17 protein-coding genes are annotated in these 19,685 nt (G+C 46.6%); all 17 read left to right on the forward strand.

Going from position 1 to position 19,685, the window contains the following annotated elements:
- Window positions 1-140 precede the first annotated feature (140 nt).
- The 17 genes from QFZ81_RS34570 to QFZ81_RS34650 all read left to right on the forward strand — a co-directional run bounded on the left by QFZ81_RS34570 (window position 141) and on the right by QFZ81_RS34650 (window position 19,675).
- Entirely contained in the window at window positions 141-2,669 is a 2,529-nt protein-coding gene (locus QFZ81_RS34570) for a S8 family peptidase (RefSeq protein ID WP_307606328.1), read from the forward strand.
- Window positions 2,670-2,688: 19 nt separating this feature from the next.
- Window positions 2,689-2,949 (forward strand): DUF1146 family protein, encoded by a 261-nt coding sequence (locus QFZ81_RS34575; protein ID WP_246321231.1) that lies wholly within the window; start codon window positions 2,689-2,691, stop codon window positions 2,947-2,949.
- 198 nt (window positions 2,950-3,147) lie between these two features.
- Window positions 3,148-4,467, forward strand: a complete 1,320-nt coding sequence (gene murA, locus QFZ81_RS34580; protein WP_307449245.1) for a UDP-N-acetylglucosamine 1-carboxyvinyltransferase — start codon at window positions 3,148-3,150, stop codon at window positions 4,465-4,467.
- Between the two features lie 1,168 nt (window positions 4,468-5,635).
- Window positions 5,636-6,688 carry a stage II sporulation protein D gene (spoIID, locus tag QFZ81_RS34585; RefSeq protein ID WP_307606330.1) on the forward strand — a complete coding sequence of 351 codons (1,053 nt, stop codon included), beginning with the start codon at window positions 5,636-5,638 and terminating at the stop codon, window positions 6,686-6,688.
- A gap of 82 nt (window positions 6,689-6,770) precedes the next feature.
- Window positions 6,771-7,508, forward strand: a complete 738-nt coding sequence (locus QFZ81_RS34590; protein WP_307436663.1) for a M23 family metallopeptidase — start codon at window positions 6,771-6,773, stop codon at window positions 7,506-7,508.
- A gap of 269 nt (window positions 7,509-7,777) precedes the next feature.
- Complete coding sequence (spoIIID, locus tag QFZ81_RS34595) at window positions 7,778-8,068, forward strand: sporulation transcriptional regulator SpoIIID (protein ID WP_047682268.1); 291 nt, start codon at window positions 7,778-7,780, stop codon at window positions 8,066-8,068.
- A 167-nt stretch (window positions 8,069-8,235) separates the two neighbouring features.
- On the forward strand, window positions 8,236-9,234 hold the full coding sequence (gene mreB, locus QFZ81_RS34600) for a rod shape-determining protein (protein WP_307436658.1): 999 nt from the start codon (window positions 8,236-8,238) through the stop codon (window positions 9,232-9,234).
- A gap of 28 nt (window positions 9,235-9,262) precedes the next feature.
- Window positions 9,263-10,156 carry a flagellar hook-basal body protein gene (locus QFZ81_RS34605; protein ID WP_307606332.1) on the forward strand — a complete coding sequence of 298 codons (894 nt, stop codon included), beginning with the start codon at window positions 9,263-9,265 and terminating at the stop codon, window positions 10,154-10,156.
- Window positions 10,157-10,180: 24 nt separating this feature from the next.
- A complete protein-coding gene (locus QFZ81_RS34610; protein WP_307606334.1) occupies window positions 10,181-11,047 on the forward strand; it encodes a flagellar hook-basal body protein in 867 nt (288 codons plus the stop codon).
- 26 nt (window positions 11,048-11,073) lie between these two features.
- A complete protein-coding gene (locus QFZ81_RS34615) occupies window positions 11,074-11,292 on the forward strand; it encodes a DNA-directed RNA polymerase subunit beta (RefSeq protein ID WP_171693063.1) in 219 nt (72 codons plus the stop codon).
- A gap of 102 nt (window positions 11,293-11,394) precedes the next feature.
- The gene (locus QFZ81_RS34620) at window positions 11,395-11,913 is read left to right on the forward strand and encodes a CDP-alcohol phosphatidyltransferase family protein (protein WP_307606336.1); all 519 of its coding nucleotides are present in this window, start codon (window positions 11,395-11,397) and stop codon (window positions 11,911-11,913) included.
- Between the two features lie 164 nt (window positions 11,914-12,077).
- Complete coding sequence (gene fabZ, locus QFZ81_RS34625; protein WP_029195635.1) at window positions 12,078-12,506, forward strand: 3-hydroxyacyl-ACP dehydratase FabZ; 429 nt, start codon at window positions 12,078-12,080, stop codon at window positions 12,504-12,506.
- Window positions 12,507-12,530: 24 nt separating this feature from the next.
- The gene (locus QFZ81_RS34630; protein ID WP_373463800.1) at window positions 12,531-14,234 is read left to right on the forward strand and encodes a phospho-sugar mutase; all 1,704 of its coding nucleotides are present in this window, start codon (window positions 12,531-12,533) and stop codon (window positions 14,232-14,234) included.
- Window positions 14,235-14,409: 175 nt separating this feature from the next.
- Complete coding sequence (locus QFZ81_RS34635; protein WP_373463752.1) at window positions 14,410-16,470, forward strand: DUF5693 family protein; 2,061 nt, start codon at window positions 14,410-14,412, stop codon at window positions 16,468-16,470.
- Window positions 16,446-17,582 (forward strand): polysaccharide pyruvyl transferase CsaB, encoded by a 1,137-nt coding sequence (gene csaB, locus QFZ81_RS34640; protein WP_307606342.1) that lies wholly within the window; start codon window positions 16,446-16,448, stop codon window positions 17,580-17,582. The genes QFZ81_RS34635 and csaB overlap by 25 nt, the downstream gene beginning before the upstream one ends.
- A 62-nt stretch (window positions 17,583-17,644) precedes the next feature.
- The gene (locus tag QFZ81_RS34645; protein ID WP_307606344.1) at window positions 17,645-18,433 is read left to right on the forward strand and encodes a WecB/TagA/CpsF family glycosyltransferase; all 789 of its coding nucleotides are present in this window, start codon (window positions 17,645-17,647) and stop codon (window positions 18,431-18,433) included.
- Window positions 18,434-18,565: 132 nt separating this feature from the next.
- Complete coding sequence (locus QFZ81_RS34650) at window positions 18,566-19,675, forward strand: glycosyltransferase family 4 protein (RefSeq protein WP_307436629.1); 1,110 nt, start codon at window positions 18,566-18,568, stop codon at window positions 19,673-19,675.
- Window positions 19,676-19,685 lie beyond the last annotated feature (10 nt).

Genomic DNA, 19,685 nt, shown 5'->3' on the forward strand with positions numbered 1-19,685 from the left:
CATCCCATACATACAAAAATTTTTTCCCGAATATCTGAACTTTTTGCGACGAAAAACCGTTATATGTATCGAGAAGACGGGTAATGTGGTATAGATAGAGAAGGAAAAAAGATCATACAAGAAAAAGGACCTGTGATTTCATGAAATGTACTCGACACCTTTGGCTCATTGTACTAATGATGCTTGTTGTGGAACTTACAGGGATGATAACGAAAGTAGAAGCAGCCTACCCGGTGTCGACGGATCCCATGAGAGTGAAACAAACCTATCTGGATATGATCCACATCGATCAAGCATGGGCTGCGGCAGGAGATTCCCGGACACCAATTGTAGTAGCGGTCGTCGATACGGGCGTTGATCTTGTACATCCTGATTTAGTTGGTAATTTAGTAGATGGTGTGAATCTGCTTCAGCCTTCGAAAAAGCCTCAAGATGATAATGGACATGGAACGAACGTAGCAGGTATCATTGCGGCCACGTTCAATAACGATAAAGGGATTGCAGGCATAGCCCCAAATGCCAAGATTATGCCAATCAAAGCATTGGAGGCCGACGGTACAGGCGGCGAAGTGAAGCTTGGCGAAGGTATCAAGTATGCAGTGGATCACGGCGCGAAAATCGTAGTGCTTTCCCTAGGGCTGAACAAATACTCCGATTATATGGAAGGCATTGTGCAGTATGCAGAGGATCGTAATGTACTGCTCGTAGCCGCTGTTGGCAATGAAAGTACAAGTGTGAAATACCCTGCGGCATATCCAACTGTTCTAGCTGTAGGAGGCGTTAACTCGGAAAGGCTTGCTGACCCTCGTTCGAACTTTGGGCCGGAGCTGGATCTTGTGGCGCCATGGGATGTATACACAACAGCACTAGGTGGCGGCTATCAGTACCAAGATGGAAGCTCCATGTCTGCACCCCAGGTTGCTGCAGCTGCAGCTCTGGTATGGGGCAAATACCCGAGTATGAACGTGTATCAAGTTCGTGCGCAGCTCGAGCAGACGGCAGAAGACTTGGCGTCAGGGGGATGGGATTCCAGAACGGGCTATGGTTTGTTAAGAGTGGATTTGGCACTGACGAAGCCGTACAGTGAGGATTACTTTGAGCCTAACGAAAATATGAATCAGGCTGCCATATTGCCGGTTCATACGGCTGTTAAAGCTGTACTTAGCTCGGCACAAGACCAAGATTGGTACGCCATTGATGCGGCTTATGATGGGTTTATTAAATTATGGCTGAATAGCGCAGATAGCTCGGGTGTCCGAGTGCGTTTCGATTCCGGAGAAACGTTTATCGCGAATAATACCACGGACGGAAGTCAGCCTTTCACGGTCTCTGTGACCAAAGGGCGCACGTACGTGCAGCTGCAGTCTGTGGATCGTTCCCGCAAGACGGCGTTAAATTACTCGATGCGAACGGATTTTGCTATTTATAAGGATCCATTTGAGGATAATGATAAGCAGTATAAAGCCTTCGTTTTACCTGATCGGAGTCAATCTATCCGAGGTACTTTTCATCAAAAAGGAGATCTGGATTGGTTTGCAATATCCCTAGAAAACTCAGGTACAATGCGTATCAGGCTATCCGTAGATACAGGGCGCATAGATCCGATGATCCTTTTCCAGAAGGAAGGGGAGAAGTCGATTACGATCGACCAAGCCGGAGATGGAGGTATCGAGGTCAGCTCCCAAATGGATCTGCTACCTGGTCAGTATTACATTCGTGTCAGCAATATGAAGGATTACTCAGAGCCGATTACGGGTGAGTATACGTTAGAAATTGAATACACGCCGAAGCTGATCGATCCGAATGAGCCGAATGATAAATCGTATCAAGCTACTTTTGCTGCGATGAATTCCGTGTATGAGGGTGTATTTAACAAAAGTGATGACGTTGATTGGTTCGAATTCCGCATGAGCAAGGACGGTCTCGCCCAAGTGCGTTTAACGAATATACCAACATCGCGCATTTTATATGCAACGCTATATGACAGTTCTTTGAGGGAACAAGGCTTTTATAGAAATGATTATGGTACGGATCAATTTTTTATTGAGAAAACCCTACCTGCAGGAACCTATTATATCAAGCTTCAAGCCAACCAATGGTTTATGAGTCAAATGTATCGGTTAAAAGTAGGCAGTTACACGCTGGTGAGCGGATTTGCCGACATTGATGGACACTGGGCAAAGGATGCCATTAGCCAGCTTACGGAGCAAGGAGTAATTAGCGGTTACGGAAACTACCGTTTTGCTCCAAATCAGCCCATTACGCGTGCAGAGGCAGCAACGGTATTGACGCGAGCTTTGAAGCTGTCTAAACGTCAGGAGCTGCGTTTCAGTGATATAGATGCTTCGCATTGGGCTTACGATTACGTAGCCAAAGCGGTTCAAGCGAATATTGTGGACGGCTACCCGGATGGAACATTTGGGCCTGATCGTACGCTTACACGTATGGAGATGACACAGATGCTTGCCCGCAGCATGAATATGACAGGGAAAAAACGGGGCAACTCACCTTTTAGTGATGTAAATGATACGTATTGGGGTGTGGGGATCCTGAAACAAATGTCGGCGGATGGTTGGATAAGCGGCTATTCGGACGGCACCTTCCGGCCTGATGAGCAAGCAACACGAGCTGAATTCGTAACACTGCTCGCTAAAGTAATGAATCGGTAAAACCGAAGAGGAGTGACTTATGGCAGATACAGACAAATGGAATGAAGCGGCGAAATATGCTTCGATGATGAATATGGTGGATATTGCTGTCTACATCATGTGTATTGGCTTATCGTGGTGGGCGCTGCAAGCGTTCCGCTTCGATGTCCTGCTCAAAAGACCTAAGGCGGCTCAAGCGATTATGCTGCAAATTTTGCTTTCTATTGCCCTCGGACACTTGGTTGCGAGTTTTTTTATCCAGTATTTAGGGCTCTCCATGGGCTTCGGTAAGATGTTTTAATCACATTTTTCGAATAATGAACAAGTTTGTTGTCAACAATGGATAATAGAACGGATCGAAAAATGAAACCTTCTCCGAACTCTATGTAGGTCAGTTGGAATACCAAAAGAACACAGTTGTAACTGTATGGGTTGAAATGATAAACTTAGGAAATGTGCAAAACCTTGTAATTTAAAATAAGTGCGCGGAGGGACCATGATGAGCAAAATTATCGTCCGCGGTGGCCGAAAGTTAGCTGGCAATGTGAAAATCAACGGAGCAAAGAATGCGGTTCTACCGATTATTGCAGCTTCCATTCTGGGTTCGGAAGGTGAAAGCGTCATCCATGATGCGCCTCCCCTTGACGATGTACTAGTCATTAATAAAGTATTGCAAAGCTTAGGTATTGAAGTGGAATATGACCGTCAGGTTATTCGTGTTCGTGCTCATAACATTAACACATGTGAAGCATCTTATGATCTAGTCCGTAAAATGAGAGCCTCTTTCCTCGTGATGGGTCCTTTGTTAGCAAGGCTTGGTCAAGCGAGAATTTCGCTCCCAGGCGGCTGTGCGATTGGCACAAGGCCAATTGATCAGCATCTCAAAGGTTTTGAAGCGATGGGTGCCGATATCGAACTGGGTCAAGGGTATATCGAAGCCAAAGTGAAAGGGCGCCTGAAGGGTGCCAAAATTTATCTCGATGTAGCCAGTGTAGGCGCAACCGAGAACATCATGATGGCTGCAACGCTCGCTGAGGGCACAACCACCATTGAGAATGCTGCTAAAGAGCCGGAAATTGTCGATTTGGCGAATTACTTGAATGCCATGGGCGCAACAATTCGCGGGGCAGGAACAGGTGTTATTCGCATAGAAGGCGTAGAGAAACTTCGTGGGATTGTACATACGGTTATTCCGGATCGCGTAGAAGCGGGTACATATATGATTGCCGCAGCTATTACTGGTAGTGAACTGTACATGGAGGGTGCTATTGGTGACCATCTCCGACCTGTTATTTCTAAAATGCAAGAAATGGGTGTTATCATCGAAGAAGATGAGAACGGTATTCGTGTCTGCGCTTCAGGGCCGCTTCGCGCGGTTGATGTGAAGACGCTGCCGTATCCAGGCTTCCCAACCGATATGCAGTCGCAAATGATGGCGCTGCTGATGGTGGCGGACGGCACGAGCCTCGTGACCGAGACCGTGTTCGAGAATCGGTTCATGCATGTCGAGGAGTTCTCGAACATGAACGCTCATATCAAGGTCGATGGCCGTACAGCTATCGTGAGTGGCAATGCCAAGCTTCAGGGTGCAAAGGTATGCGCAACAGACCTGCGGGCAGGGGCCGCCCTTATTCTAGCGGCGCTAGCTGCAGAAGGTGAAACCGAGATTACAGGCGTTCACCATATTGATCGCGGGTATGTTGATATTACTGACGTACTGCGTGAGCTAGGTGCGGATATTCAAAGATCGGTGCCGCAAGAAGTGGAGCAGGAAGCTGCGGAGTTGGGTTTTTTCAACATCCAGCCGACGCTTGCTTAGGATAGTGTTTGAAGAACCATCGGGGGGGTTGCTCCGATGGTTCTTTTTGCTTTAGAGCAGGTGGAGAGTATGCGCGATTGTTGCATATCTAGTGGATGCCCAACAACACGCAATGCTGTTGTATTTTGGGGACCGTTGATTCGTTTGACCTGAGCTTGTTCTACATGGATGAGTCTTAAATGGGAATCCATCGTCACATGTGCTCACTTGAGGTTACCGGATGAATGAATCCTTACTCTCAGTTGAATGATGTTGTACATTATGCAACAATTGCTGCCCAGATCCCGCCTTTCTCCCTTCAATGTTGCATAATGGAGTCAATTTCATAATTCAAAACCCTTGCTACAAAGGGACTTATAGCGCATTCAAAAACAGTCACCTACCCAAGTTATCCATTGGGTGCCAAGATATCATGTTATTCTCCGTTTAATTACTACAAATCAGGGCATTTAAGTGGATAAATCCCTTTCTGAATTCTGTAATTGGTTTGAACGTCAATAGTTGTACGGTGTTTAAGGCGCCTTATGGGAAAATCGGGCTTTTATTGTGAAATTAGCTCCTTAAGGTCTTATCCGACGATATTTCTACCGAATCCACACTTCACTTGAACGTTAAGAGTCTCTAGGGACTCCTATTTTTACAAAATACGGTGGAAATGAAGAGATAGCAGTCTCTAAAGGCTCTTATCCGATTGCTTTTCTCCCGAATTCACACTTTACTTGACGGATAAGAGTCTCTAGAGACTCTTATTTTTACAAAATACGCTGGAAATGAAGAAATAGCAGTCTCTAAAGGCTCTTATCCAACTGCATTTCTCCCGAATTGATCCCTTGTGGAAAAATCAGACTTTTATTATGAAATTGACTCTAATGTACAACAATTTGGCCCTTTACAGGGCCATTTCGCAACAAATGGGTTTGAGATGTTGTACAAACTGCAACTTCAACGTGAAAAATAGCCTTTGGACGTGTGAATTGTTGTAGAAACTGCAACATTGGTAACCACTATAGCCCGTCTACCTTTACGAAGCTGCTGAACGCCGTAAGCTCTAGCATCCACAATCTCACGCATTTTACAAGATAGTCCATTGTTCTATTCTAGCAACCCCTATCATAAGCTAAGTCATATCAATTACATGCTAGTAAACGCGCTTATGGAGGCTGCTTAGATGATATTCAAGAAGAAACGCGTGCTGGGCAAAGGGGTCATCCTTTGGATGGCTGTTTGCTTATCTTCCATGCTATGTGTGACTATTATCGTTCCAGGATTGCTAGTTAAGAAGATTCCGGATGGCGGTGCGCAATCTCCCATCCAAATTGCGAAAGACGGACTTCTCCAGGAAACAATCACCGAACAAGGCCTAATGATTCCCGTGTATCTGACCAAGAAAGCGACGATTGAGACGGTACCGCTGGAACAGTATGTGAAAGGTGTGCTCGCCGCCGAAATGCCGATCGAATTCGAGCTGGAGGCGCTCAAAGCGCAGGCTATGGCGGCTAGGACTTATGTTGTGCGTAGAGTGCTAGAGAAGGACTACAGCAATATGCCGGTTAGCGATGCGCTTGTGACAGACACAACTGCACATCAAGCTTATATCACGGAACAAGAGCTTAGAGACAGATGGGACAAGCGTTACGAGACGAATATGGCCAAAATCGATAGAGCCGTGAATGAAACCAAAGATCTAATCCTCACTTATGAGCATAAACCTATCAACGCCACCTTTTTCTCGACAAGTAATGGATACACCGAAAACTCGGAAGATTATTGGCCGTTCAAGAGTCCCTACCTGCGAAGTGTGCCAAGCCCCTGGGATATAAAGCTATCTTCTCGCTATCAAGAAACCGTTGATCTCAGTTACAAGAGTATGCTTCAGAAGCTAGGCGTTACGAGTATAGCAACAACAGGTACAAGCGCCAAAAATATGAAAGTATTAGCGTGGTCGACCGGCCACCGGATTAAAACCATAACCATTGGCGGTAAAATATTTTCAGGACGTGAAGTAAGAGAGAAGCTAGGACTAGCATCCTCTCAATTTACGTGGACATGGTCAGGCTCCAAAATCACGTTTACCAGCTACGGATATGGCCATGGTGTTGGCCTAAGTCAATGGGGCGCCAATGGTATGGCGAAGGAAGGCAAAACCGCGGAGCAAATCGTAACCTACTATTACACAGGCATCTCTATCGAAAAAGCGACCCCTTTTATCCGAAAATCGTAATCCTTTAACGTTTCTATAAAAATATCTTTCTTCAAGTATAAAACCTTTAAATGTGTCAAGAATGGTTGATGAGGTGATAACCATGAATGATCAAAACAAAGGTTTTCAAAAAGAAGAAGCTCCTAAAACTGCACAAGGAGCACAAAGTACGACATCCACATGGAAGAGGTTGCTTGCTAAGAAGTGGGTATTCCCAGCAACGTATATGGCAGCAGCAGCAATTATCTTAACCTTAATGTGGGTGTACCAGGACGCCGGGAAGAAGACAGTCAGCGAAGCAGATCTGGGCATTAAGGTTAGCAGCAGCGACAAAGCGACAGACACTACCAAAGCACCGGACGGGGCGGTTGCGGTCAACGCACAAACCGAAACGATACAGTGGCCTGTTAAAGACAGAACACTGGTCGAAGTCTCCATCCCTTTCTATGACACGAATGCAACGAATGAAGTGAAGCAGACGGCAATGATTCAATATAACGATCAATTGACGCCGCATACTGCTATTGACTTGAAAGCCAAAGATGGCGCAGCATTTGAAGTATTAGCTGCTCTGAGTGGCAAGGTGACTGCGGTTGAGCAGAATCCGGTTGTTGGTAATCTCGTTGAAATTACACACAGCAACGGCTTGATCAGTGTTTACCAAAGCTTGTCCGAGGTGAAAGTAGCCAAAGGCGCTGAAGTGAAAAAAGGCGACATCATCGCGAAAGCAGGACGCAACGAGTTCGAGAAAGAGGACGGCGTGCATCTGCACTTTGAAGTCCGCCAAGTTAGTGATAATGCAGCGGTTAATCCAGAAACGCTTTTAAACGCTAAGCAGTAATCAGTTTCGACCTATAGGCGACCAGCCTACATAAAATAAAGGCAGCGGGTACATCCTGCTGCTTTTTTGCATGGATATAAGGATTAGGTTTACTTTGCTTTGCATCACTTTTACCAAAAATGCTTGTCCGAAGGACGGCAGAATCGATTATCCTTGATTATTTTGAAAATAAATATGGGAAATGGGCTTGTCAGGCTTGGCTACGTAGAATATCTAGTCATGCCCCTCATATACTTTACCAAACTATCTCGAGTAGGGAGGCGAGGGGAGTGCACGATTACATCAAAGAGCGAACCATTAAGATTGGTACCTGTATCGTCGAGACCAAGAATACGGTTCGCACCATTGCTAAGGAATTCGGCGTTTCCAAAAGCACGGTGCACAAGGATTTGACGGAAAGACTACCGGAAATCAACCCGGACCTGGCCAATCAGGTGAAGCACATTTTGGAGTATCACAAGTCAATCAGGCACCTAAGAGGAGGAGAAGCGACGAAAATTAAGTATCGAAAAACCCGAAATCCGAAGCTTTCCGAAAACCTGGTCACGGTCAAGTCCTAAAAGTACCCTTCATCCCGATAGGTTTCCTTTATACTTCCCTTGTCGAAATTTCACACAAAAAGAGGAATTAATGCATTTACAGCGAATTTAGCTTATAATTAGAACTATATACAAGAGCGCCGATTCTTCACGGGATGGACGGTAGGTTTAGGGAGGATTAACTAGAAATGTTAAGCAAGGATATTGGAATAGATCTCGGCACGGCGAATGTGCTTATTCATGTAAAAGGACGCGGTGTCGTGCTCGATGAGCCTTCCGTAGTTGCGATTGAAAGCGATACGAAACGCGTACTGGCTGTAGGAGAAGAAGCTTTCCGCATGGTGGGTAGAACTCCAGGCAACATTATTGCGATTCGTCCATTGAAAGATGGCGTTATTGCGGACTTTGATATTACGGAAATGATGTTGAAGCATTTCATCGCAAAAGTAGGGGGCAAGAATTGGTATTCTCATCCGAGAATACTGATCTGCGCCCCTACCAACATCACCTCGGTTGAGCAGAAGGCTATCCGCGAAGCGGCTGAGCGCAGCGGTGCCCGAGAGGTATTCATGGAAGAAGAACCGAAGGCTGCAGCAATTGGTGCCGGCATGGACATCTTCCAGCCTAGCGGCAATATGGTTGTAGATATCGGCGGAGGGACGACAGATGTGGCCGTGTTATCCATGGGCGACATCGTCACCTCCTCCTCCATTAAGATTGCAGGCGACAAGTTCGATATCGCGATCACGAAATATATCAAAAATAAGTACAAGCTGCTGATTGGTGAACGGACGAGCGAAGATATTAAGCTGAAAATCGGAACGGTATATCCACACGGTAGAGATCAAGAGATGGATATTCGCGGTAGAGATATGGTATCCGGTTTACCACTTACGATCACGATTCACTCCAGTGAAGTTCAGGAAGCGCTGTGGGATCCAGTTTCCTCCATCGTGACTGCGGCGAAGAGTGTATTGGAGCGAACACCTCCAGAGCTATCGGCAGACATTATTGACCGTGGTGTTATTTTGACAGGTGGCGGAGCTTTGCTGCATGGGCTCGATCAACTGCTGGCGGACGAACTGAAAGTGCCTGTAATAATTGCGGAAGATCCGATGTCCTGTGTCGTTAAAGGAACAGGCATTATGCTAGATAACTTAGATAAGGTTACCAAACGTAAATTTTAATTAGACATACTACCCAAGAGGTGAAGAGATGTTAAGAGGATTGTATACCGCGGCGGCAGGCATGATCTCCGAACAGCGCAGACACGACACCATTACTAATAATATTGCCAATATTAATTCCCCAGGATTTAAACAAGGCAATGCTTTGTCTCGATCGTTCCCGGAGATGCTTATATCGACGATTCGCGGTGGACAAGGTGCTTCGACAGCACCTCTTGGGAAGATGAGTTTGGGCGTGTTCTCCGAAGAGAACATCTCCATTCATGCGCAGGGTGATTTGCAGGAAACGCAGAATCCCTTCGATTTTGCCCTTGTCTCGAACATTCAAGTGCCGGGTATGAACTTTGATGCTTCAGGTAAGTTCGTGAATGCTGACGGAGAACGCACGTTTCAGCCGCAGGCACTGTTTACGGTGTTGAACGCTGATGGTGAACAAAGGTATTCGTTGAACGGAAAGTTCACGGTCGATACAGCAGGCCAACTAGTTAACGCGAACGGCAACCGAGTACTAGGTCGAGATGGACAACCCTTGGTGCTTGTTGATGGAGCGGGCCAACCGATTCACTCCTTCAAGGTTACAGACAAGGGTGAGTTCCTTGATGGCAACGGTCTTCCACTTCTAGATCCGGCAGGACAACCTGTAGGACTGATGCTTTCGCGTGCGGAGGATCCGAATCTGTTGCTGCGTGAAGGTAACGGGCTGCTGCGCATTAATCCAGGCGATGAAGCGACTGTAACGCAGGTTGCTGCAGGTGACCAAGTAGAGGTTCGTCAAGGCTTCATAGAACGCTCTAATGTGGATTCTGCTCAATCGATGGTCGATATGATGTCAGCGCTTCGCGCGTATGAAGCAAACCAAAAAGTCATCCAATCTTATGATAAAAGTATGGAAAAAGCCGCGAATGAAGTTGGGCGCGTCTAATTTAGCTTGCGAAGGGGCAGGACCATGAACAATTCCATGATTAACTCATCGGTATCCATGCATAGCTTACAGCAAAAGCTGGATATTCTCTCCAATAATATCGCGAATGTGAATACGAATGGTTTCAAGAAGAAGGAAGCCTCCTTCGAGGACGTTCTGACTAACGTCAAATCGCAGCCAGAAGGATTCCGTCAGCAAGGCCGGTCTTCACCCCTTGGTTTTAACCAAGGATGGGGCTCGAAGCTGGTGCAAATCCAAACAAATTTATCCCAAGGACCTATTCAGTCCACGGGGGAAGTGACGGACTTTGCCATTCAAGGTGACGGATTGTTTGAAGTATCCGTGAGTAAGGCAGATGAGAACGGCAACCCCGTGTTCCAGCCTGCTTGGACCCGTAATGGTGCTTTCAGTTTAAGTCCCGATGTGACTGGCGGCACCGTGCTAACAACCAAAGAAGGCCACTTCGTCACTGGTGTTGATGGCAACCCGATTCGTGTGCCGACTGGTTTTCGACCTGTCGTTGAACCGAACGGTACGATCAAAGGATACAATGAGCAGGATCCAAGTGCAGCACCCCTTAATTTGGGACAGATCAAGCTAGTTCGCGTTGTACGTCCACAGTTGCTCCAAGACGTTGGAGATAACCTTTATGCTATTCCTAATGGCATAACGGCTGCTGAGAAGGCGAATATCTTACAAGATGTGAACTCATTAGTTGATAACCCGGCTAACCGTGTTAGCCTTATGCAGGGTTTTCTGGAGCAATCTAACGTAACGCTTTCGGATGAAATGACAGATCTGGTTATCGTGCAAAGAGCGCTTCAACTCAATTCCCGAGCTATTACATCTTCGGATCAGATGATGAATATCGCTAATAATTTGCGCGCCTGATCTTAGAAAGGGAGGGATAGGGCTCGATGTCAGACAAGCCTGCTCCACCAAAGAAGAAACCAAGGCCGAAATGGCTGAATATTATATGGCTTATTTTCAAAATCATTCGTATTCCTGTGCTATGCGTGTTGGCTGTTTTTATCGGCCTATGGGTAGGTTACACCAAGCTTGGTCATCAGCCAGCGGGGGAAATCTTTCATATGAGTACTTGGCGGCATTTATACGATCTGGTATTTGCGAATTAACTCTAACTCCCGCATGGGAGTTTTATTTTTGTGTAAGCAGCGGTATAATGAATGAAGGTTAAATGTACCAGTTATCGGATACTAACGCGCAGGAGGGGTACTTTGAATATACCGAACATGCTCACCATCAGCAGGTTTGTTCTAATCCCTGTGTACCTCGTGATTTTTTTTAATGGCCATATCCAAGTTGCCTTTTTTATTTTACTGGCAGCCGGACTTACGGATATCCTAGATGGCTATATCGCAAGAACTCGCGGGCTTATCACACCCGTCGGTGTCATGCTGGACCCACTTGCTGATAAGAGCATGATGATTGCGGTGATCCTATCTCTGCTCATCTCGGAATTGATTCCTTGGCAGGCAGCTGCTGCGATGTTCATTCGTGATTTAGGTATGATTATGGGCTCTGCTTTCTTTCACTTCAGGGGCAAATTAACGGTTCCCGCCAATGTGATGGGAAAGTTAACGACGGTTCTGTACTATTTTGCTATCCTCTTCATTGTTTTTCATTTAACCTTTGCCGTGACCTATTTATGGTTTGTAATCGGGGTCTCATTTTTAACTTCCTTCATTTATATTATTCAGTTCCTTGTATTAAATCGAGGAGCCAAATTGAAATAATGTATACTACGTAAAAAGAGCCTATGTATAAGTCTGTAACACAGCCCTGTACATAAGCTCCCCTATATGAACCTTCACTTCTGCAGTTAGTGAAGGGACATCCCTATTGTAAGTGATTACCTTGTATTTTATACAAGTATTTTGAAAGGAGTTTTTAAACCGCTATGCTAGATATTAACCAGATTCAAGAGATCATTCCTCATCGCCCTCCCTTCCTGCTTGTTGACCGTATTTTGGAGGTCGAAGAAGGTGTCAGAGCTGTAGGTATAAAGAATGTTACGATCAATGAACCGTTCTTCGCAGGACACTTTCCTGGCTATCCGGTTATGCCGGGTGTGCTGATTGTGGAAGCTTTGGCACAAGTAGGTGCTGTGGCTGTTCTGTCGATGCCTGAATACAAAGGTAAAATTGGTTTATTTGCTGGTGCAGACGGCATTCGTTGGCGCCAACAAGTAGTGCCTGGTGATACACTTACTTTGGAAATGACGATTACACGTGTAAAAGGAACTATTGTCAAAGGCCAAGCTGTGGCTAAGGTAGGCGACAAAGTGGTAGTCGAAGGCGAGCTTATGTTCGCCCTTGCTAATAAATAACCCATAGATAAAAAGGAGATGAACCTGACTACTATGACGCGTGTACAAACAGAGTATCAATTATGGTTAGAGGATCCAGCAGTGGATGTCGAAACGAAGAAAGAACTGCGTGCTATTCGGGAAGATGAGAGAGAAATTGAGGATCGCTTTTATAAAGATCTTGAATTTGGCACAGGAGGACTTCGCGGCGTGATTGGCGCTGGAACGAATCGAATCAACGTGTATACCGTTGGACGCGCAAGCCAAGGCTTGGCACAATATGTGAATGGGACAGGCGCTACAAGTCCTTCCATTGTTCTGGCTTATGATTCACGTCATATGTCGCCCGAGTTCGCTTTAGAATCTGCTCTCGTGTTCGCAGGGAATGGAATTAAGGCTTATCTCTTTAAAACGCTGCACGCGACTCCGCAGCTATCCTTTGCTGTGAGATACTTAGGTGCGTCCGCAGGGGTTGTCGTTACAGCTAGTCACAACCCACCTGAATATAATGGTTATAAAGTATATGGAGCAGACGGGGGACAGCTCGTTCCTGAGTTTGCGGAGCAAGTCATTGCACAAGTACAGAGCATCGATTCCTTCGACAAGGTCAAGAAAATAACCCAGCAAGAAGCGGAAGCGCAAGGGCTGCTTTCTTGGTTAGGTGAAGAAGTCGATCAAGCTTACATCAAAGCAGTAACTGCAATTAGCCAGAATCCGGATGTGATTAAGCAGATCGAAGGCGATTTCCGCATCATCTTCACTCCTTTGCATGGAGCTGGCAATGTGCCGGTACGCGAAGTGCTGAAAGCAGTTGGCTTCGGACAAGTACGTGTTGTAGCCGAGCAAGAGCTCCCGGATGCACAGTTCTCGACGGTTAAGTCTCCGAATCCAGAGGAGCGGGAAGCCTTTACACTCGCAATTGCACAAGCGAAAGATTGGAATGCCGATATCATCATCGGAACCGATCCTGATGCCGATCGCATGGGTGCCGTTGTAAAGGATCCGAACGGCGAGTATGTCGTTTTGTCAGGTAATCAGTCTGGTGCCATCATTGTAAATTATTTATTATCAAGCTTGAAAGAGCGTGGAACACTGCCTGCGAACGGCGTTGTCGTCAAAACGATCGTCACAAGTGAAATGGGCGCAGTCATCGCGAATCATTATGGGATTCCTACATTAAATACGTTAACCGGCTTTAAATATATTGGGGAGAAAATGTCCCAGTTCGAACAAAATGGTGAGTATACGTTCTTATTCGGATATGAAGAAAGCTATGGCTACTTGGCCGGGGACTATGCCCGAGATAAGGATGCAGTTATCGCAGCGATGCTGATTGCTGAAGCTGCAGCTTATTATAAGAAGCAAGGCAAGACTTTATATGAAGTCCTTCAAGAACTATACGAATCCTTTGGCTACTTTTTGGAAAAGCTTGAATCAAGGACGCTGAAAGGGAAAGACGGCGTGGAACAAATCGGGCGTATCATGGAAGCTTGGAGAACGAATCCGCCAACGGAGATCAGTGGCACTCGTGTAAGCCAAGTGGAAGATTACGCAGAGGGCATAGATGGCCTTCCTCGTGAAAATGTGCTGAAATTTAAGCTGGATGATGGTTCATGGTTCTGCTTGCGTCCTTCTGGAACGGAACCGAAAATTAAGTTTTATTTTGCGGTACAAGGATCAACAGGTCCAGCAGCTGCACAGCAGCTGGATAGCATCATTCAATATGTGCTTAACCGTGTAGACGGATAATGAAATAGGAAAACTGAACCTCTTCAGAACCTAAGTCAGGGATAGGTCGTCTAATGAATAGATGGAAATTAAATCCGCATTCATTTGGCCTATTACCCGAGGTAGGACCTGAAGGGGTTTTCCAATGTAAATGTATGCTTTACGAAGAAAGCTTTCTATCGGAAAGCTCTAAGGAGTGGACAACTTGGCACAATGGTATCAAACATGGAATAAGCCTCTCAAGAATATCCTATGGTGGCTCGTCATAATTGGAATGGTAGTCTCCCTGCCGTTAGCCTACACGCGTCACCAAACGGAAACTTCGGCCAATCAAGTCGAGTTTGTTTTCGATTATCGTGATTTGCTGGATATTTCGGATATTCAGACGAATCCGCAGACTTTTGTAGCTGAGCAGCTGAAGAATATGAAAGCAGCGGGCATTAGCTCAATGGCCGTGTATGAGAGTACACTAGCGGAGCTTAAAGAGAGCCGACGCATCGAGATATATAACTCTCGAGACGCTGCCGCACTTACCCAGACCTTGGGTGATCCTAACGAAAATTTTACCTACGTGTTATTCGCAGACAGTGCCACACAGCAGAAGCTGGAGCCGTTGATTCAGAAAACATTCGCGGATCTGAAGATTGTCACGAAGCCGTGGAGTTTCAAAAATAGAAACGGACTTATGATCCAAATGAGCATGGACGATGCATCGATCAAGGGTATGGACCCAGACCCGATGACATTACAAATGCTGAAAGATCAAGGGTTCCAAATCGTAGTTCGTCTATCGAATCGCAGACCTTTTGTAACCAATGAAATGGATCGCTTGCTGAAACAGCTCCATGATATCGGCGTGAAGCGCATCATTGTCGATGGCAATGAAGTTCCGGGTTACACGGAAGAAAATACGGAAATTAACCTGAATAAAATGGCGGATCTTCTTAATAAGAACGGTATTGGCCTAGCAGCTATTGAGTTATTAAAAGAGCCGCAAAAAGGGTTCAGTACGTTAGCAAAGCAAACCAATTATAACGTCGTTCGACTGCATTCGTTCACAGAGAAAGACGGAGAAAAGTTGACAGAGCCGCTCAAAAAATCGGAACTGCAGGATCGTATTCAAGGCGTTGCGGATCGATTGGTCCTTGCAGTGAAAGATCGCAATATCCGCATGGTTTTCTTGAATGCAAGGCCAGTGAAAAGCTTGGACAAAGGAAAATTAGTCGATCCGTTAGCAGCTTACTATGATAGTTTGCAAGGAAAAGACGGCGCTATTCCTCGCATCCAAGAAGTCGGGTTTACGTTTGGGCAAGCCCAACCATTCGAGGTACAAACGACCGGATGGCAGAAAATCGCCCGCATCTTCATGCTGCTTGGCGGTGTTAGTTTAATCGTGCTGATGGTGTCCTTCTTCATACCGGAAGCCGTGCTGCTCCTCTTCGTCTTAGGCATGCTTGGTCTTGTTGCTTTACATACGCTTTCGGCTAATCTATACGCGCAAGGTCTTGCCTTAAGTACAGCCATTAGTGCACCGAGTATTGCGATCATGCTAGCCATTCGTTCCGTTCGTTCAGGAGCCGCAGCGAAATGGAAGTCAGGTCTTGCTTACGCCTTATGGACACTAATCAAAACATCTGCAATATCGCTGATTGGTGTCGTTTACGAAGTGGCGCTTCTCAATCATGTTACGTATTTACTCGTGCTGCAGCAGTTCCGCGGCGTTGGCGTACTGCATTTGCTTCCTATTGTGATCGCAGGTGTGTATTTACTATTCTTTAGCGAAAATAATACGTACAGAGATAAGATTGCGAATATTCGCAGTATCCTTTCTTCCTTTATTAGTGTGCTATGGATTGTAGTCGCTGGCGTAGCTCTAGCCGCCGTTTATTATTACTTGTCGCGTACAGGAAATGAAGGACAGGCTTCTACCCTGGAGAAATTATTCCGTTCCTTCTTGGAAAATACATTGGGCGTGCGCCCTCGCACCAAAGAATTTTTGTTCGCACACCCGTTATTCCTGCTAGGCGCATATTTGTCAGTTCGTTATAGACATGCTGTCTATTTGATCTTCATCGGTGTAATTGGGCAGCTTTCTATTGTAGATACATTCGCACACTTGCATACGCCGCTTCATATATCCCTGATCCGTATTACCTATGGTCTTGTGTTTGGCGCTTTGATTGGCCTCGTTCTGATTGCAGCTTGGGAAATAATCACTAGGAGTTGGAAACGATGGGTGCCTCAGTTATCAAAATAGCGCTATCCGGCTACTATGGCTTCGATAATAGCGGAGATGAAGCTGTTCTGCAGTCGATTTTGTTTGCTTTACAGGAGCAAGGTCGAGAGCAAGGCGTACAGATAGAGCCTATTGTCCTTTCTGCTAATCCCGAGAAAACGTCAGCGATGTACGGGGTGAAAGCCTATCATCGAATGAAGCCTGGTTCGCTGTTTCGAGCATTGCGTGAAGCCGATGGTTTGATTAGCGGCGGCGGCAGTTTATTGCAGGATGCTACAAGCTCGAAGACGATCCCATATTATTTGGCTGTTTTGAAAATTGCGCAGTGGCTGGGCAAGCCTACTTTTATTTACTCGCAAGGCATCGGGCCGGTTAACCGCCCTATGTTTTATGGCTGGATCCGCAGCGTATTCCAGCGCTGCGCGTATGTGTCGGTCCGCGATACGGAATCCGCGGAGCTGCTAGGGAAGATGCGGCTCCCTCGGGAACGCATTACGGTAGTGCCTGACCCGGTCATGGGCTTGCCGCTGCGCGGGACCGGTTCTGGTGGCGGCGCGTCGGACATCGCGCCGGATGGTTTAGTGCGGACGGTCGGCGTGTCCGTCCGCTTCTGGAATGAGGACCGCTCGGAGCTGGAAGCTCTCTCGCGGTCCCTGCAAGTGCTGCTCGCAGCCGATGCGAACGTGCGGCTGCGGTTCTTGCCCTTCCACCTCCCCTCGGACGAGGTGGCGTCGCAGTTCGTGATCGACCGCCTCGGCGATCACGGGTCCCGGGTGGAGATGGTGCGAGGCATCACCCATCCGCAGGATATGCTCGCGCAGGTCGCGGAATGCGACCTGCTGATCGGGATGAGGCTGCATTCTTTGATTTATGCAGCCTCGCAGTTCGTGCCTATGGTAGGCATCTCGTACGATCCGAAGATCGACCAGTTCCTCCATAGGCTTGGCATGAAAGCCGCCGCATCGACAGCTCACTTCGATGCGGATGCCTTCGCGGCCGAGGCGCAGCGCCTGCTCGGCGGCCGAGAGGCTTGGGCGGCGTCCAGCCGCGCCGCCATCGAAGAGCTCAAAGCGCAGGCTCAGCTCCCTGCGCAGCGCATCATTTCTTTTTATAAACAAAGAAATAATAAATAGGAAATAATGAGAAAAGGCAACCAAAATCCGATTTCCAACGTCATTTAAAGGAAGAGATATCTATGAGTTCAACATCAACAACGACCCAATCTAAAGTCGCATCTACGAATGCTATACCAAAAGTTCGCATCTACGGAGTGCCCATCTCCAAAATGAGTATGGACCAAACCGTAGCTTACCTTACGAACGCTATTGAACAAAGACAACCCCATCAAGTCATTACCGCCAATCCCATTATGGTCATGGCCGCGCAAGATGATCCTGCTTATCTGAACATGATGCAGCGCGCTGAACTCATCGTTCCTGATGGAACGGGTGTCGTCTGGGCAGCAAAATATGTAGGAGATCCTGTTGTAGAACGGGTTCCCGGCTATGATTTGATCCATGAGCTGATGAAAGCTGGAGAGTCTAAAAGCTGGAGAGTATACTTACTTGGAGCTTCCAATGAGGTTATACAAGCTGCAGCTGAGAAGCTTCGTACTGCCTATCCCGGGATCAAGCTGGTTGGCGTATGTGATGGGTATTTTAAAGACGAGCAGGATGCTGAAGTAATTCAAGATATCGTGGATGCGGCTCCGGACCTTCTTTTCGTAGGAAGATCTGCTGCTAATCAAGAGCCTTGGATTGGGAAATACAAACAACAAATCGGTGTCCCCGTCATGATGGGTGTTGGGGGAAGTTTTGATGTTCTTTCGGGCAAGCTAAAACGAGCACCCGTTTTATTTCAAAAACTACGTCTTGAGTGGTTTTACCGCCTGATGCAGGAGCCTTGGCGTTACAAACGAATGCTTCTACTCCCGAAATTCGCATTGAAAGTGATGCGTGACAAAGAAAAAGTCACCAAACCATGAGAATATTTACGAAAACTGGCTGAAAACGGTCATTTCTGATGAATTTAGCAGTGGTATTTGTGGGCAAATGGGAGTATAATTCATTTCGGCGGATTACCTGCCACCCAAGATAAGAGGAGCTGTGAAGAAGACATGTATGGATTATATGCGATTGGGTTTATCGCTGCGTGCTTAATGGCGCTGCTGCTGACACCCCTAGTCAAAAAATTTGCCTTCTGGGTTGGAGCCGTTGATGCCCCTAACCATCGTAAGGTACATACCCGAATAATGCCGCGTCTCGGAGGATTAGCGATATTCCTTGCATTCGTCGGAGCTTATTTTGTTGTCTCTCCAGCACTTGATGCCGTTAACTCAAATGCCGCATTTGGGTTGCTAATCGGAGGCTTTGTGATTGTCGTCACGGGTGCCTTGGATGATCGTTTTCAACTATCTCCCAAATGGAAGCTGCTCGGGCAACTTATTGCCGCTTGCATCGTTGTCTCCTTTGGTCTTAAAATCGAACTTGTTAACATTCCTTTCGGAACGACCAACCTGCCCATTGGCTGGTTAAGTATTCCGATTACAATATTATGGATTGTCGGCGTATCGAATGCCATTAACTTGATTGACGGTCTTGATGGTTTGTCAGCAGGCGTATCGGGTATTGCTACCACTACGATTCTAGTTCTTGCTCTGATGATGGGCAATGTTACCGTTATCTTACTTTGCGTCATTTTACTAGGTAGTATCATAGGCTTCATGTTCTATAACTTCCATCCAGCCAAAATCTTCATGGGCGACTCCGGCGCCTTGTTCCTAGGCTTTGCCCTAGCAACGCTATCCATTCTCGGCTTTAAGCAAGCGGCCGTTGTTTCACTTCTAATTCCTATTATGATTCTAGGCGTGCCCTTATCCGATACCTTCTTTGCGATCATGCGTCGCTACGTCAATAAATTGCCGATCTCTGCACCGGATAAAAGCCACCTGCACCACTGTTTGCTGCAGCTCGGATTCAGTCATCGTACAAGCGTACTGATCATCTACGGAATTGCCTCCATCTTCAGTGGCAGCGCGGTGATTTGCTCAGTCTTTATCTCCCAAGATTCCACTTGGGGTCTTATCATGATCATCGTGGCTCTCTTCCTAGTTATGCTAGTTGGAGCTGAAGCTATTGGTATCATCAGTAAGAGCCGTAAACCGGTGCTGAACTTTCTACAAAGGCTTGTAGGTAAGCAAGTTCAGAGCGACCGTATAGGCAAATAAGAGATAAAAT

The organism is Paenibacillus sp. V4I9, assembly GCF_030817295.1.
In the GTDB taxonomy this organism is placed as follows: Bacteria; Bacillota; Bacilli; order Paenibacillales; family NBRC-103111; genus Paenibacillus_E.